General features: G+C 67.2%; 11 protein-coding genes. 4 read left to right on the top strand and 7 right to left on the bottom strand.

Annotation, left to right across the window (positions count from 1 at the left end):
* Positions 1-553: substrate binding domain-containing protein (locus tag RT567_RS08180; RefSeq protein ID WP_313575668.1), on the top strand; the 553-nt coding region annotated here is incomplete at its 5' end.
* On the opposite strand, the gene RT567_RS08175 is transcribed toward RT567_RS08180, so the two are convergent.
* Complete coding sequence (locus tag RT567_RS08175) at positions 554-3,031, bottom strand: prolyl oligopeptidase family serine peptidase (protein ID WP_313575666.1); 2,478 nt, start codon at positions 3,029-3,031, stop codon at positions 554-556.
* A 186-nt stretch (positions 3,032-3,217) separates the two neighbouring features.
* Here RT567_RS08175 and RT567_RS08170 point away from each other — a divergent pair, with 186 nt between their 5' ends.
* Complete coding sequence (locus RT567_RS08170; RefSeq protein WP_313575665.1) at positions 3,218-3,919, top strand: CoA transferase subunit A; 702 nt, start codon at positions 3,218-3,220, stop codon at positions 3,917-3,919.
* Positions 3,920-3,923: 4 nt separating this feature from the next.
* Entirely contained in the window at positions 3,924-4,574 is a 651-nt protein-coding gene (locus RT567_RS08165) for a 3-oxoacid CoA-transferase subunit B (protein WP_313575663.1), read from the top strand.
* Between the two features lie 92 nt (positions 4,575-4,666).
* Here RT567_RS08165 and RT567_RS08160 read toward each other — a convergent pair whose 3' ends face one another.
* The 6 genes from RT567_RS08160 to flgK form a co-directional block, all read right to left on the bottom strand.
* Positions 4,667-5,287 (bottom strand): ABC-type transport auxiliary lipoprotein family protein, encoded by a 621-nt coding sequence (locus RT567_RS08160; RefSeq protein ID WP_313575661.1) that lies wholly within the window; start codon positions 5,285-5,287, stop codon positions 4,667-4,669.
* Positions 5,284-6,222 carry an MlaD family protein gene (locus RT567_RS08155; RefSeq protein WP_313575659.1) on the bottom strand — a complete coding sequence of 313 codons (939 nt, stop codon included), beginning with the start codon at positions 6,220-6,222 and terminating at the stop codon, positions 5,284-5,286. The genes RT567_RS08160 and RT567_RS08155 overlap by 4 nt, the downstream gene beginning before the upstream one ends.
* A gap of 15 nt (positions 6,223-6,237) precedes the next feature.
* Positions 6,238-7,032: an ABC transporter ATP-binding protein gene (locus tag RT567_RS08150; protein ID WP_312204982.1), complete on the bottom strand. Its 795-nt coding sequence runs from the start codon at positions 7,030-7,032 to the stop codon at positions 6,238-6,240.
* Positions 7,029-8,147, bottom strand: coding sequence for an ABC transporter permease (locus tag RT567_RS08145; protein ID WP_313575657.1), 1,119 nt, complete (start codon positions 8,145-8,147; stop codon positions 7,029-7,031). The genes RT567_RS08150 and RT567_RS08145 overlap by 4 nt, the downstream gene beginning before the upstream one ends.
* Before the next feature lie 207 nt (positions 8,148-8,354).
* On the bottom strand, positions 8,355-9,302 hold the full coding sequence (locus tag RT567_RS08140) for a flagellin (RefSeq protein WP_313575655.1): 948 nt from the start codon (positions 9,300-9,302) through the stop codon (positions 8,355-8,357).
* Entirely contained in the window at positions 9,299-11,389 is a 2,091-nt protein-coding gene (flgK, locus tag RT567_RS08135; RefSeq protein ID WP_313575653.1) for a flagellar hook-associated protein FlgK, read from the bottom strand. The genes RT567_RS08140 and flgK overlap by 4 nt, the downstream gene beginning before the upstream one ends.
* 397 nt (positions 11,390-11,786) lie before the next feature.
* On the opposite strand from flgK, the gene RT567_RS08130 reads away from it, so the two are divergent.
* The coding region (locus RT567_RS08130) for a hypothetical protein (RefSeq protein ID WP_313575652.1) at positions 11,787-12,055 on the top strand (269 nt) is incomplete at its 3' end.

Genomic DNA, 12,055 nt, shown 5'->3' with positions numbered 1-12,055 from the left:
ACGGCGACGGCTGGCGCCGCTGCTCCAGCCGTTTCTGGCGGCGCAGCCCCGCCTGACGCTGGAGCTGAACCTGAGCGACGCCTTCGTCGACCTGATGGCCGAGGACGTGGACGTGGCGGTGCGGATCGGAAGCTATGAGGCGGACAACCCGCTGATGCACCGCCTGGCGCCGAACCGGCGGGTGCTGTGCGCCTCGCCCGCCTATCTGGCCGAGCATGGCATGCCGGACAGTCTGGACCAGTCGACCTGGCGACTGGAAGGCCCCGAAGGGCCCGTCGTCTTCCGCGCACGCAGCCGGGTGCGCACGAACTCAAGCGAAGTGGCGCGCGAGCTGGCGCTGGCGGGCGGCGGCGTGGCCCTGCGCTCGACCTGGGACGTCGGCGACGAACTGCGCGATGGGCGGCTGAAGGTGGTGCTGCCGCAATATGCCGGATCGTCGGACGTGGCGATCTTCGCCCTAACGGCCGGGCGGGCGCGGGCCGAAACCCGCGTCCGCGCCTTCATCGACTTCCTATCCGGCCTCTACGGAGGGACGCCGGAGTGGGATCGCTGACTACTCCTGAGACGCTGTCGCCGTCGGTTTCATCCAGCGGTCCAGCCAGGACGACATCTCATACAGGGCGTGCCCGACCGACTCCCGCGCGCGGTAGCCGTGGGCTTCCAGCGGCAGGACGACATAGCGCGCCGTCGCGCCATTGCCCTTCAGCGCCGCATAGAAGCGCTCGGTCTGCACCGGGAAGGTGCCCGAATTGTCGTCCGCCTCGCCGTGGATCAGCAGGATCGGCTCATTCACCTTGTTGGCGTAGGTGAAGGGCGACATGGCGTTGTAGGTCTCGGTCGCCTCCCAGTAGTTGCGCTGTTCCGCCTGGAAGCCGAACGGCGTCAGGGTGCGGTTATAGGCGCCCGAACGCGCGATGCCGGTCTTGAACAGGTCGGTGTGGGCCAGCAGGTTCGCCGTCATGAAGGCGCCGTAGGAGTGCCCGCCAACGGCGATGCGCTCGCGATCCGCCACGCCCAGAGCCACCACGGCGTCGACCGCCGCCTTGGCGCTGGCCGACAGTTGCTCGATATAGGTGTCGTTCGGCTCGGCCCCGTCGCGGCCGATGATCGGCATCGTCGGGTTGTCCAGGATAGCGTAGCCCTGCGTCAGCAGGAACAGGTGGCTCGACCCCGACGGGCGCACGAAGCGGTTGTCGGTGTCCACGACCTGACCGGCGACGGCGGCGTCGGTGAACTCGGCCGGGTAGGCCCACATCAACAGCGGCAGCGGGCCGTCTCGATCCTTGTCGTAGCCGGCGGGCAGATACAGCGTCCCCGACAGCTCCACCCCGTCGTCGCGGGTGTAGGTGATCAACTGGCGCGTGGCCCCAGCCATTTGCGGCGCCGGATCGGGGAAGTTCGTCAGTTGGGTGACCTGACCACCGCTTGGGCCGTCCAGATCGCGCACGCGCAGATTGGCCGGGTCTGTGCGGCTTTCGCGATATGTGACCAGCTTGCGGCCCGCCTCGTCCAGCACGCCGACGACGGTTTCAAACTCGCCCTGAGCCGAACGCCAGACGCGCTCCGTCCCGCCCGAATTCAGGTCCATCAGGTCGAGGAAGGGATAGGCGCCTTCGCGCGTCGCCCCATTCCCCTCGACGAAGACCTTGGAGCCGTCGGCGTTGAAGCGCATGACCGAACGGCCGCGCGCGTTGGGCTCGGTCACCACCGAGCCGGGGTCGTTGTAGCGATCCTGATAGTTGCGATCGACCAGGACGCGGCCCTGCCCCGGATTCGAAGGATCGACCAGGGTGCGCGTCTCATGCCGGGTGTTGAACCAGCGGCTGTTGACGATGGCGGCGTCATTCCGACCCCAGGTGGTTCCGGCATAGCGTTCCTTCAGATCGGCCAGAGTCTGCACCCGGTCGTTGAAGGGCGCGCGCAGCATGAAGACGCGATCGCGCACCTCGGCGGGGTTGCGCGGATCGCCGCCGTCCTGAGCCTCGGCCCAGACCAGGGTGGCGTCAGCATCAGCCCGCCACTGGACCGCGCGGGGACCGGGCGCCACGGCGTCGAACGGCGTCGGGACGTTATCGCGCAGCGGCAGGTCGGCCACGCGGTGCACCTGACGCCCGTTCATGTCGGTGACGATGACGTCCGAAGGAAACAGGCTGGCCGGCACGACGTAGGAGTAGGGCTTCTTCACCCGCGTTTGCAGGATGTAGCGCCCGTCCGGCGAGGTCGAGACGCCCAGGATGACGCCCGGCTGGCCCACGGAACGGGCGCGGCCGTTCAGCGACACCACCGTCGGCTGGCTGGTGAAGTAGTAGTCGAACAGGGCCTCGTCGCCCACGTTGGACAGCAGATCCTGATAGGTTCGCACCGGGGCGGCGCGGCCGCCCGTCTCGGTGATGATCGGGCCTTCCGGCGGATGATCGACGTTGGGCGCCAGGCCGCGCCCGGCCGGAACCGCCAGGACCAGCAGCCCCGAGGAGTCCGACAGCCAGGAGAAGCCCGACCCCGCCGCCGCATTGACCATCGGCCCGTTCAGCTTGCGCGCCTTGGCCTGCGTCACATCGGCGGTCCAAAGCTCCAGCCCGTTCGGAGCGTTGACCAGGAAGGCCACGGCCTGGCCGTTCGGCGCCCAGGACACATTGGTCAGGCGCGCATTGGCGGGCAGACCCGTCACCGGGCGCGCAGGCCCGCCGTCGACCGCCTGGAAGCTGAGGCCCGTCAGCCAAGAGACGCGGCTGTTGGCCGGGCCGTTGTTCTTGGGATTGATGCGATAGCCCGCCAGCCGCAGCATCGGCTCGGCCAGCTCGGCGATGGCCGGCAGGTTGGCGCGGTCGCTCAGCAGCAGGGTCTTGCGGTCCGGGCTGACGCTGACGCTCGGATTGGGCTTGGCGTCCAGAATCTGGGCGATGGGCGACGGCGGTTGATGATAGGTCGGCGCGGCGTCCTGAGTTGCGGCCGCAACCGGCAGGGCCAGGGCTGGAACGGCGGCGGCGAGCACCAGGGCGGGCAAGGCGGCCCTTAACAGGCGATGGCGCATGAAATTTCCCTACTGAGACGAGTCTTATGGGGCGCAGGTGTGAAACCCCCTTGATCCGGGGTCAACCGTCAGGCTTGTCGCGCCATGCCTTCCCCTGCGTCGCGCTTGCCGCTTGCCCCTCTTCCCGGCCCGCTTTAAGGACGGAAGAGACCGCGATATTCATCAGACGGTGAAAAAGGGAGTCCGATGGGCAAGATTTACGCTGACGTGAAGTCCGCGCTGGAGGGGCTGACATTCGACGGCATGACCGTCATGTCCGGCGGCTTCGGCCTGTGCGGCATCCCCGAGAACCTGATCGCGGGTCTGCGCGACACGGGCGTGAAGGGTCTGACCGTCATCTCCAACAATGCGGGCGTGGACGGCTTCGGCCTGGGCCAACTGCTGGAGACGCGCCAGATCGCGAAAATGATCTCGTCCTACGTCGGCGAGAACAAGGAGTTCGAGCGTCAGTATCTGGCCGGCGAGCTGCAACTGGAGTTCAACCCCCAGGGCACCCTGGCCGAGCGCATCCGCGCGGGCGGCGCGGGCATCCCGGCCTTCTTCACCGCCACCGGCGTCGGCACCCTGGTCGCCGAGGGCAAGGAAGTGCGCGACTTCGACGGCCGCAAATACGTCATGGAGACGGGACTGGTCGCCGACCTGTCTATCGTCAAGGCCTGGAAGGCCGATGAGCGCGGCAACCTCGTCTTCCGCAAGACGGCTCGCAACTTCAACCCGATGATGGCCACCGCCGGCAAGGTGACGCTGGTCGAGGTGGAAGAGATCGTCCCCGTCGGTTCGCTGGACCCCGACCACATTCACACGCCGGGCGTCTATGTCGACCGCCTGATCCAGACCGTGTCCGAAAAGCGCATCGAACAGCGCACCGTTCGTCAGCGGGAGGCTTAATCCAATGGCTCGTACACGCGAACAACTGGCTGAACGCGCCGCCAAGGAGCTGCAGGACGGCTTCTATGTGAACCTGGGCATCGGCATCCCGACGCTGGTCGCCAACTACATCCCCGAGGGCATGGTCGTGACCCTGCAGTCGGAAAACGGCATGCTGGGCATGGGCCCCTTCCCCTATGAGGGCGAGGAAGACCCCGACCTGATCAACGCCGGCAAGCAGACGATCACCGAAATCCCCGAGAGCAGCTATTTCAGCTCCTCGGACAGCTTCGCCATGATCCGCGGCGGCCACATCAATCTGTCGATCCTGGGCGCCATGGAAGTGGCCCAGAACGGCGACATCGCCAACTGGATGATCCCCGGCAAGCTGGTGAAGGGCATGGGCGGCGCCATGGACCTGGTCGCGGGCGTCAAGCGCGTGGTCGTGGTCATGGATCACGCCAACAAGCACGGCCAGTCCAAGGTGCTGAAGGCCTGCACCCTGCCGCTGACCGGCACGGGCGTGGTCAGCCGCATCATCACCGATCTGGCCGTGTTCGACGTCAAGCCGGACGGTTCGGGGTTGGAGCTGATCGAACTGGCCGAGGGCGTGACCCTCGACGAGGTCGCAGCCAAGACCGAGGCCGACTACACGGTGGGGGCGAACCTGGGCTGAACCGCCCTCCCCGCCTGAAACGCAAAACCCCGGCGGCCTCGCGGTCGCCGGGGTTTTTCATGTCTTCCTTCTCCCCCGAAGGGAGAAGGAACTTAGTCCCGCGTCGCCTGGAAACCCTGCTGGTCGGTCCACAGGACGATCTGGCGGCTGGCCTCGGCGGTGGCGCGGTCGAAGGCGGCGACGATGGCCGACTGGCGGTTCTCGCCCGCGCTTTCGCGCACCGTGATGCGGTCCTCGACGACAAGGCTGCGGTCGCTCATGCGGAACAGCCGCAGCAGCACGACGATGTTCGCATCCGGCACGGCGCCCGGCGCAGCATAGGCCGCCTCGAAGCGGCGCACGTCGACACTCAGCATCAGACCGTCGCGCGACAGCGGGCCGCTGCTCAGGACGGTGCAGGTGCCGCCGTCCAGGAAGGCGTTGCGCAGGGCTTCCTCGAACAGGGTCTCGGCCGGGGACACCCAGCGCGCGCCCTTGATGTAGGCCGCTTCAGCTCCCGTCACGGCCAGCAGGCGATCGCCGCGCGCCGCCTCCGGGAAGTCCACGCGACGCATGGCGACATGGACGTCGGGACAGGCCGAGGTCGCGCCCGTCCCGGCATAGGCCGAGGCCCCGCCGAAGCGATAGAGCTGAACCGGATCGGGCGACGACAACAAGGCGCAACCCGACAAGGCGACCGACGCCGCAGCGATCATGAAGGTAGAACGGATCACGGCTGCACCTCGATTTCCTTGGACGGCGCCTTGGCGATGAAGTCGCGCGGGCTTTCGCGCACATTGTCGATCAGCGACTGAAGCGAGCGCGTCGCCTGATCCAGCTGTCGGATGGTGTCGTTCAGTTGCGGCACCGTATGCGTCCCGAAATCGCCCAGCGGCCCTTCCAGCCCGGTCGCCGAACGGTTGATCGAGGCGATGGCGGCCTGGGCCTCGCGCGTCGCGGCGTTGATGTTGGCGATGGCCTGCTTGCCGTCAGTATCGACCATCTGACGCGCGCTGACGCCCAGGGCCTGATATTCGCCAACGGCGGCGTTGGCCTTGGTGATGGTCTCTTCAAGCTGCTGGAACATGCCCTTGCGGGCTTCCAGCTCGGCTGTCAGGGCCTCGACGTTCTTCACGCTGGTCGAGAAACTGCGGATGTTGTCGTCCGACATCACGCGGTTGATGCGGTTCAGGGCGTCCACCGTCTGCGCCAGCACCGTGCCCGATCCGCTCAGCAGCTCGGCGATGGGGCTGGGCTGGCTCTGGATCACCGGCACGACGTTGTCCGGATACTGGTCCTTCAGAATGGGGCTGTCCGGCGAACCCGCCGTGATCTGGATGTAGTTCAGGCCGGTGATGCCCAGCGGCTCCAGCTGGGCGCGCGAGGTCACGCGCACCGGCGTCGTGCCGTTCAGACGGACACGGGCGATGACCTGGTCGCCCTTCTTGGGATCCAGGTTCAGGTCCGTCACCTCGCCGACGCGAATGCCGTTGAAGTGCACCTCGCCGCCTTCCGACAGGCCGCGCACAGGGCCGTAGAAGACGATGTCATAGACATCGAAATCCTTGTTGAACTGCAACCGGGCCAGCCAGATCGTAAACACCGCCAGCGCCAACATCAGGGCGACTGTGGCGATGCCGACGGCGGCGTAATGGGCGTCTCTTTCCATCGTTTCGCGCCCTCCTCAGGCCGCGCTCTTGTGGGCGGCGCGTCCGCGCGGCCCCAGGAAGTATTCCTTGATCCAAGGGTGGTCCGAGCGTTCCAGCTCGGCGACCGGCGCCTTGGCCACCACATGCTTGTCCGCCAGCACGGCCACCTGGTCGCAGATGGCGTAAAGGCTGTCGAGGTCGTGGGTGATCATGAAGACCGTCAGCCCCAGATCGTCCGACAACTGACGGATCAGATCGTCGAACGCCGCCGCCCCGATCGGGTCCAGCCCGGCCGTCGGCTCGTCGAGGAAGACCAGTTCAGGGTCCAGCGCCAGGGCGCGGGCCAGGCCGACGCGCTTCCTCATCCCACCCGACAGTTCGGCCGGCTTCAGATAGAGCGCCTCGGGCTTGAGGCCCACCATGGCCACCTTCATCTCGGCCAGTTCGCGGATCGTCGACTTGGACAGCTTCGTATGCTCGACCAGCGGCGAGGCCACGTTCTCCAGCACCGTCAGCGACGAGAACAGCGCCCCCTGCTGGAAAAGAACGCCCGTGCGTCGCTCGACAGCCGCCGCCTCGGCCTTGGTCATGGCCGCGCGATCCTCGCCGAACAGACGGACTTCCCCGCCCTCCGGCTCCTTCAGGCCGATGATCGAGTTCAGCAGCACGGTCTTGCCGGTGCCCGACCCGCCGACGACGCCCAGCACCTCGCCGCGCATCACGTCCAGGTCCAGATCCTGATGGATCACCCGCTCGCCGAACTGGCTGAGCAGGCCCCGCACCTGAATGACGGCCTCGCGGTCGTCCGGCTTGCGCGTCTCGTCCGTCATATCTTCAGCTCGATGAAGATCAGGGCGAACACAGCGTCCAGCAGGATGATGGCGAAGATCGCCTGCACCACCGCCGCCGTCACCCGACGCCCCAGGCTCTCGACGTCGCCCGCCACCGACATGCCCTGACGACAGCCGATGGCCGCGACCACCAGGGCGAAAACCGGCGCCTTGATCAGGCCGACCATCATGTGCGTCGGCATATAGCCGTCCTCGACCAGCCGCTGGAAGAAGAAGGCCGGACCCAGGTTCAGCTGGCTCCACGACACCAGTACGCCGCCCAGCAGGCCGCCCATCATGGCCAGGAAGGTCAGCAGCGGCAGCATGACCAGAAGCGCCGCCAAACGCGGGATTACCAGGGCCTGGAAGGGATCGACGCCCATGACCTGCATAGCGTCCACCTCCTGCGTCATGCGCATGGAGCCGATCTCGGCGGCGAAGGACGAGGCCGAACGACCCGCCAGCAGCACGGCGGTGATGACCACGGCGAACTCGCGGAAGACGGCGACGCCGATCAGTTGCACGGCGAAGACTCCCGCCCCGAACTGGGTCAGCAGGTCCACGCCGATGAAGGCCACCACGGCGCCGATGAAGAAGTTGGTCACCACCACAATCGGGATGGCGTCCAGGCCCGTGCGCTCGGCCTGGCTGAACCAGGCGGCCCAGCGGATGCGGCCGGGATGCTTCAGCGTGGTCAGCACCGCGGCCATCAGGCGGCCCAGGAAGGCCAGAGACAGCATCGCCTCGGCGCCGAAATCATAGACCCCGCGACCGACCTTGGCGAAACCGCGCGTCATGGGAGCCGAGCGACGCGGCGGCTCGGCCGTCATGCAGTCCAGCCTGGCCACCATACGATACAGGCGCCCGGCTTCAGGCCGCGCCGACCAGGCGGATTCAGGGATAGGGCGGCTCATGGCCTGGGCCACGGCCAGGGCGCCGGCGGTGTCGAAGCGGCCCAGATCATCCAGGTCCAGCGCCGTCACGGTTCGCCCGTCCAGTTCAGCCTTCAACCGATCGCCCATGCGGCCGACAGCGACGGTCGACCAGTCGCCGGCCAGCCGCAAGCGCGCCTGACCGTCCTGGTGTTCGTCAATCTGGAAGTCCGCCCGATTCATGAATTCGACACTGACACAGGCCCACCCGCACGCATACGCCGCTTAAAGCTCTGCTTTTCACGTCGCGTCAACGACTGATGACAAATCTCGGTCTCTTCCGGCGTTGCTCGACGCAAGCCAAGGCCCTCCCGTCACGGCGCAGCTTTGTGAACGTCGTCGGGCGATTTTCGTTCAGCGCGCCGCGCGGGACGAAAGCTCGAAAATGACCTAGCGCAGATAGTCGAGCAGGGAGACCTGGCGAAGCTGGCTGACCACCTGAGCCGACGCCTGCAGGGAGATCTGCGCCAGCTCCAGTTCGGTGACGGCTTCGGCCATGTTGGCGTCGGTCTTGCCGGACAGGATGGTGTCGATCGAAATCTTGCGCGCCTCCTGGGATTCCAGCAGACGGTCGACACGGTTCTGCATCCCGCCGTTGGCGGCCTGCAGTTCCACCACCCCTTTCGCCGCCGCCTCGAAGCGGCCCATCTGGGTGGTCAGGAAGGCCTTCTGAGCGTCCGTCATCTGGCCGTCCAGCGGCGCCGCCTCATGGGCCAGCTGGATGTCGCGGAAGATGGCGAACAGCTCCGATCCCATGGCGTCAGCCAGGAAGCCTGTGTCCATCGACACGTTCTCGTCCAGCCAGGACGACTGCTTCAACTGGTCGTTGCGGAAGGCGGCGCTCTCGTCGGGCAAGGCCGCCAGCTTGGCCATCATGCTGGCCCCCGGCTGGCCGGGGATATCGGGCAACTCCACCGCCGCGCGGTCGGTGACTCCGCCCCCGAACAGATACTTGCCCTGGTGCTTCATGTTCAGCCCGTCCTGAGCCTCCACGAACAGGCTGTTCAACGTCCCCATTAACGTGTCCATCCGTCCGGCGGCGATGGCGTCGGCGATGGCCTGACGCGCCGCCGTCGAAGCGTCCGCAACCCGATCCATCGCCAGATCCTGGGTCTCCAGCCGCGCCGCCACGGTCTTGTTGGTGTCGATGAAGGTCTCGATGCGGGTCTGGCTGGACTTCAGCGCGCTGACCGTCTCCGAGCCCCGGCCGAAGCCGACCAGGTCCGTGGCGTTCTTCTTGGTGTTCACCTTCTGCTGGGCGTCCGCCATGCGCGACTGGGCCGACATCAGGTCAAGCAGGGCCGACTGATAGTTTCCGTAGGTCGAAACGCGGGTCATCGCACCATTCCCAGCAGGATGTCGTACATGTCCTTGGCCGCCTGAACCATGCGGGCCGAAGCGTTAAAGGCTTGCTGATAGGTGGTCATCAGCACCAGCTCCTCGTCCAGGTTGACCCCTTCGACCGAGACGCGGCGCGCCGTCGCCTCCTTGGCCAGGGCCGTGGCGCTGACGGCGTTGTTCTTGGCCATGGCGGCCCGGCTGCCGATCTCGCCCGACAGCTCCGACGCATAGCGCGCCAGCGACATGGAGCCGCCCGCCGCCCCGCCAGCCGCTGAGAAGGAGGCGGCGTTCTCGCCCGCGCTGGCCAGCAGGCGCGCGCCGCGCGCATCGTTCTTGCTGACCACGGCCGTGCCCAGCCCGCCCGTTGCATCGGCCTTGGCGAAGGCCATCAAGGCCGGATCGCGGGCGATGTCAGCCCGAATCGAGAAGGCGTCGGCCCGCGAGGCGCGCGCCCCGCCCAGACCGAACAGCTCGCTCATCGACATGTTCGAGGGAACCTGGGTCGTGCGGTCCTGAAGCACCGACAGATTCGCGCCCGAACCAGGGCGCGGCGTGAACGTCATCTCGCCCGCGGGATTGAGGCTGAACGTCCCCATCCGCCCCGCGCCCGTCATCGGGTTGTTCAGCGCCGCCAGCAGGCTGGTCATGTCGCCGCCAGCGGGGACCGCCACCTCGATGTCGCGCAACTTGGCGCCCGCCGAGTCGCTGAAGCGGAAGGTGATGGTGTCGCCGGGCGTAAAGCCGTGCTGCGACGCGCCCGTCATGCCTGTTTCATAGATCGCCGGCTGCGCGCTGGTGATCAGGTCGTTCAGGCCGAAGAAGTGCGAGAAGCCTCGCCCGCCCTTGTTCGAGGGCGCGGCCGGATCGTCGACCACCACCACCCCCGTGCCGGGCGCGCCTTCGATCTTCAGCTGCCCGTCGACGAAGCTGGCGCTGCCGTTGGCCCCCAGCTGGGCGTTCAGATCCGTCAGGAAGGTCGCCGGGTTCAGCGTCGCCAGATCCAGATCGATCTTCTGCAGGGCCACGCCCTGATCATTGGTGATGACGATGGAGGTGCGGCCGGTGAAGCCCTGCAAGGCGGTCTCGAGCGACTGCCCGACATTGCGGCCGGTCAGGCTGTTGGGCGGCGGTGCAGCCGAGGAGGCGTTGTGCGCCCGGTTCAGTTCGTCGGCCATGCGCGACATCAGTTCGGCCAGACGCTCGGCCGTCGCCGGCGCCTCGCCGTCGCGCAGCTCCAGCAGCCCCTTGATCTCGCCCGAGCCCAGGCCCTCAGCCAGGGAGCGCGCCTTTCCGGCGGGCGGCTCGATGACCGTGATCTCGTTGAACACCGTCTCGGCCGACACAGCGCCCGCACGCACATAGTCCAGCTTGGCCGCGCCCTGCCCCGCCAGCAGGATGCCGGCGCCGGTGCGGATCTCGACCCCGCCGACCCCGCGGCCGGTGATGCGGACGTCCATCAGGCCCGACAGCTGATCGATCAAGGCCGCCTGAGCCGTCTGCGCGCCCGAGGAGTCCGCATTGACCACCGTCGCCTTGGCGATCTCGACGTTCAGCTTCTCGATCTGCTCCAGTAGGCTGTTGGCCGTCTCGACTGCGCTCTTGATGCGGGCGTCGGCGTCTTCGCGCACCGACTGGATTTGGCTGTTGATGCGAGCGGCTTCGTCGAACAGGCCCTGCGTCTTCCAGACGGCTTCCTGGCGCCGCGGGCCAGAGGTCGCATCCTCGGCCGAAGCGGCGAAGGCGGCGAAGACGCTGTCGATCTGCGAGAAGAAGCCGCTGTTGGAGCCCGGATCGCCGAACATCGACTGAATGCGGTCGTACAGCTCGTAACGCACCGTCTGGCGCCCGGCGTCGGCGCTGGCGTTCAGGCTGGCGGCCTGAAGGAAGCGGTCGGTGGCCAGACGGATGCGGGCGATCTCGACGCCCGCGCCGACGCCCTGGCTGGCCCAGGACTGCTGATCCGCGATCTTGCGGACATAGCCGGGCGTGTTGACGTTGGAGACGTTGTCCGAGACCACCCGCAGCTGCGTCTGGGCCGCATTCATGCCCGAGGTGGCGATGTTCATGATCGAGTTGAGGGACATCAGACCTCTCCCACGCCGTGGCGCGCACGCAGGCTGACGCCCGGCAAGCCTTGCAGGCAAGCGAGCAAATCTTGCCCGGCGGATTGAGCAGGTCTTCTGACCATCTCTTTGATTTTACTCGACATCGGCATTCAGCCCCTGTGCATTCGTCAGCAAGAGAGGCAAGCACCGGGCCAAGTCGTACGGCGCCGCCTTCGCCCGGCAAAAAGCGACGAACGCGGCAAGAAGCGCCCGGCGTCACACGCCGCAATCGGCGCCCCGATATCGATTAATATCGATACATTTCAGCATTTTAGCTCACACACCTGCACTTGGCCCAAGGCTTGCGGAGGCTCTGCCGAATGACCCAGGCGCAGCAGGCGCCGCCCCTCACCGACCGAAAGCGCCTGCCGCCCGCATGTCCGCCGTCAGCCTCATGTCCGTCCTGACACCCGCCGCCCCCGGCGGCGCGAGCGTCGACGCCTCCGTCGAGGCGGCGACGGACAGCGCCGTCTTCGCGGACCTGATGCTGAAGGAAGAGGCGCAGGCCGCGCCGCCCGTCGTTCCGGTCGCCGAGGCGTCAGAGACCGTCGCTCCAGACGAAACCGCCAAGGATGACATCGCCGTCGCCCCGGCCCTGCCCATCTGGATCGCGCCGCCTCCGCCCGCGCAACAGGCCGCCGCTCC

This window comes from Brevundimonas sp. (genome assembly GCF_032107865.1).
Classification (GTDB): Bacteria; Pseudomonadota; Alphaproteobacteria; order Caulobacterales; family Caulobacteraceae; genus Brevundimonas.
Note: the sequence above shows the minus strand (reverse complement) of the source record. Positions and strands in the feature narration are given on the sequence as shown.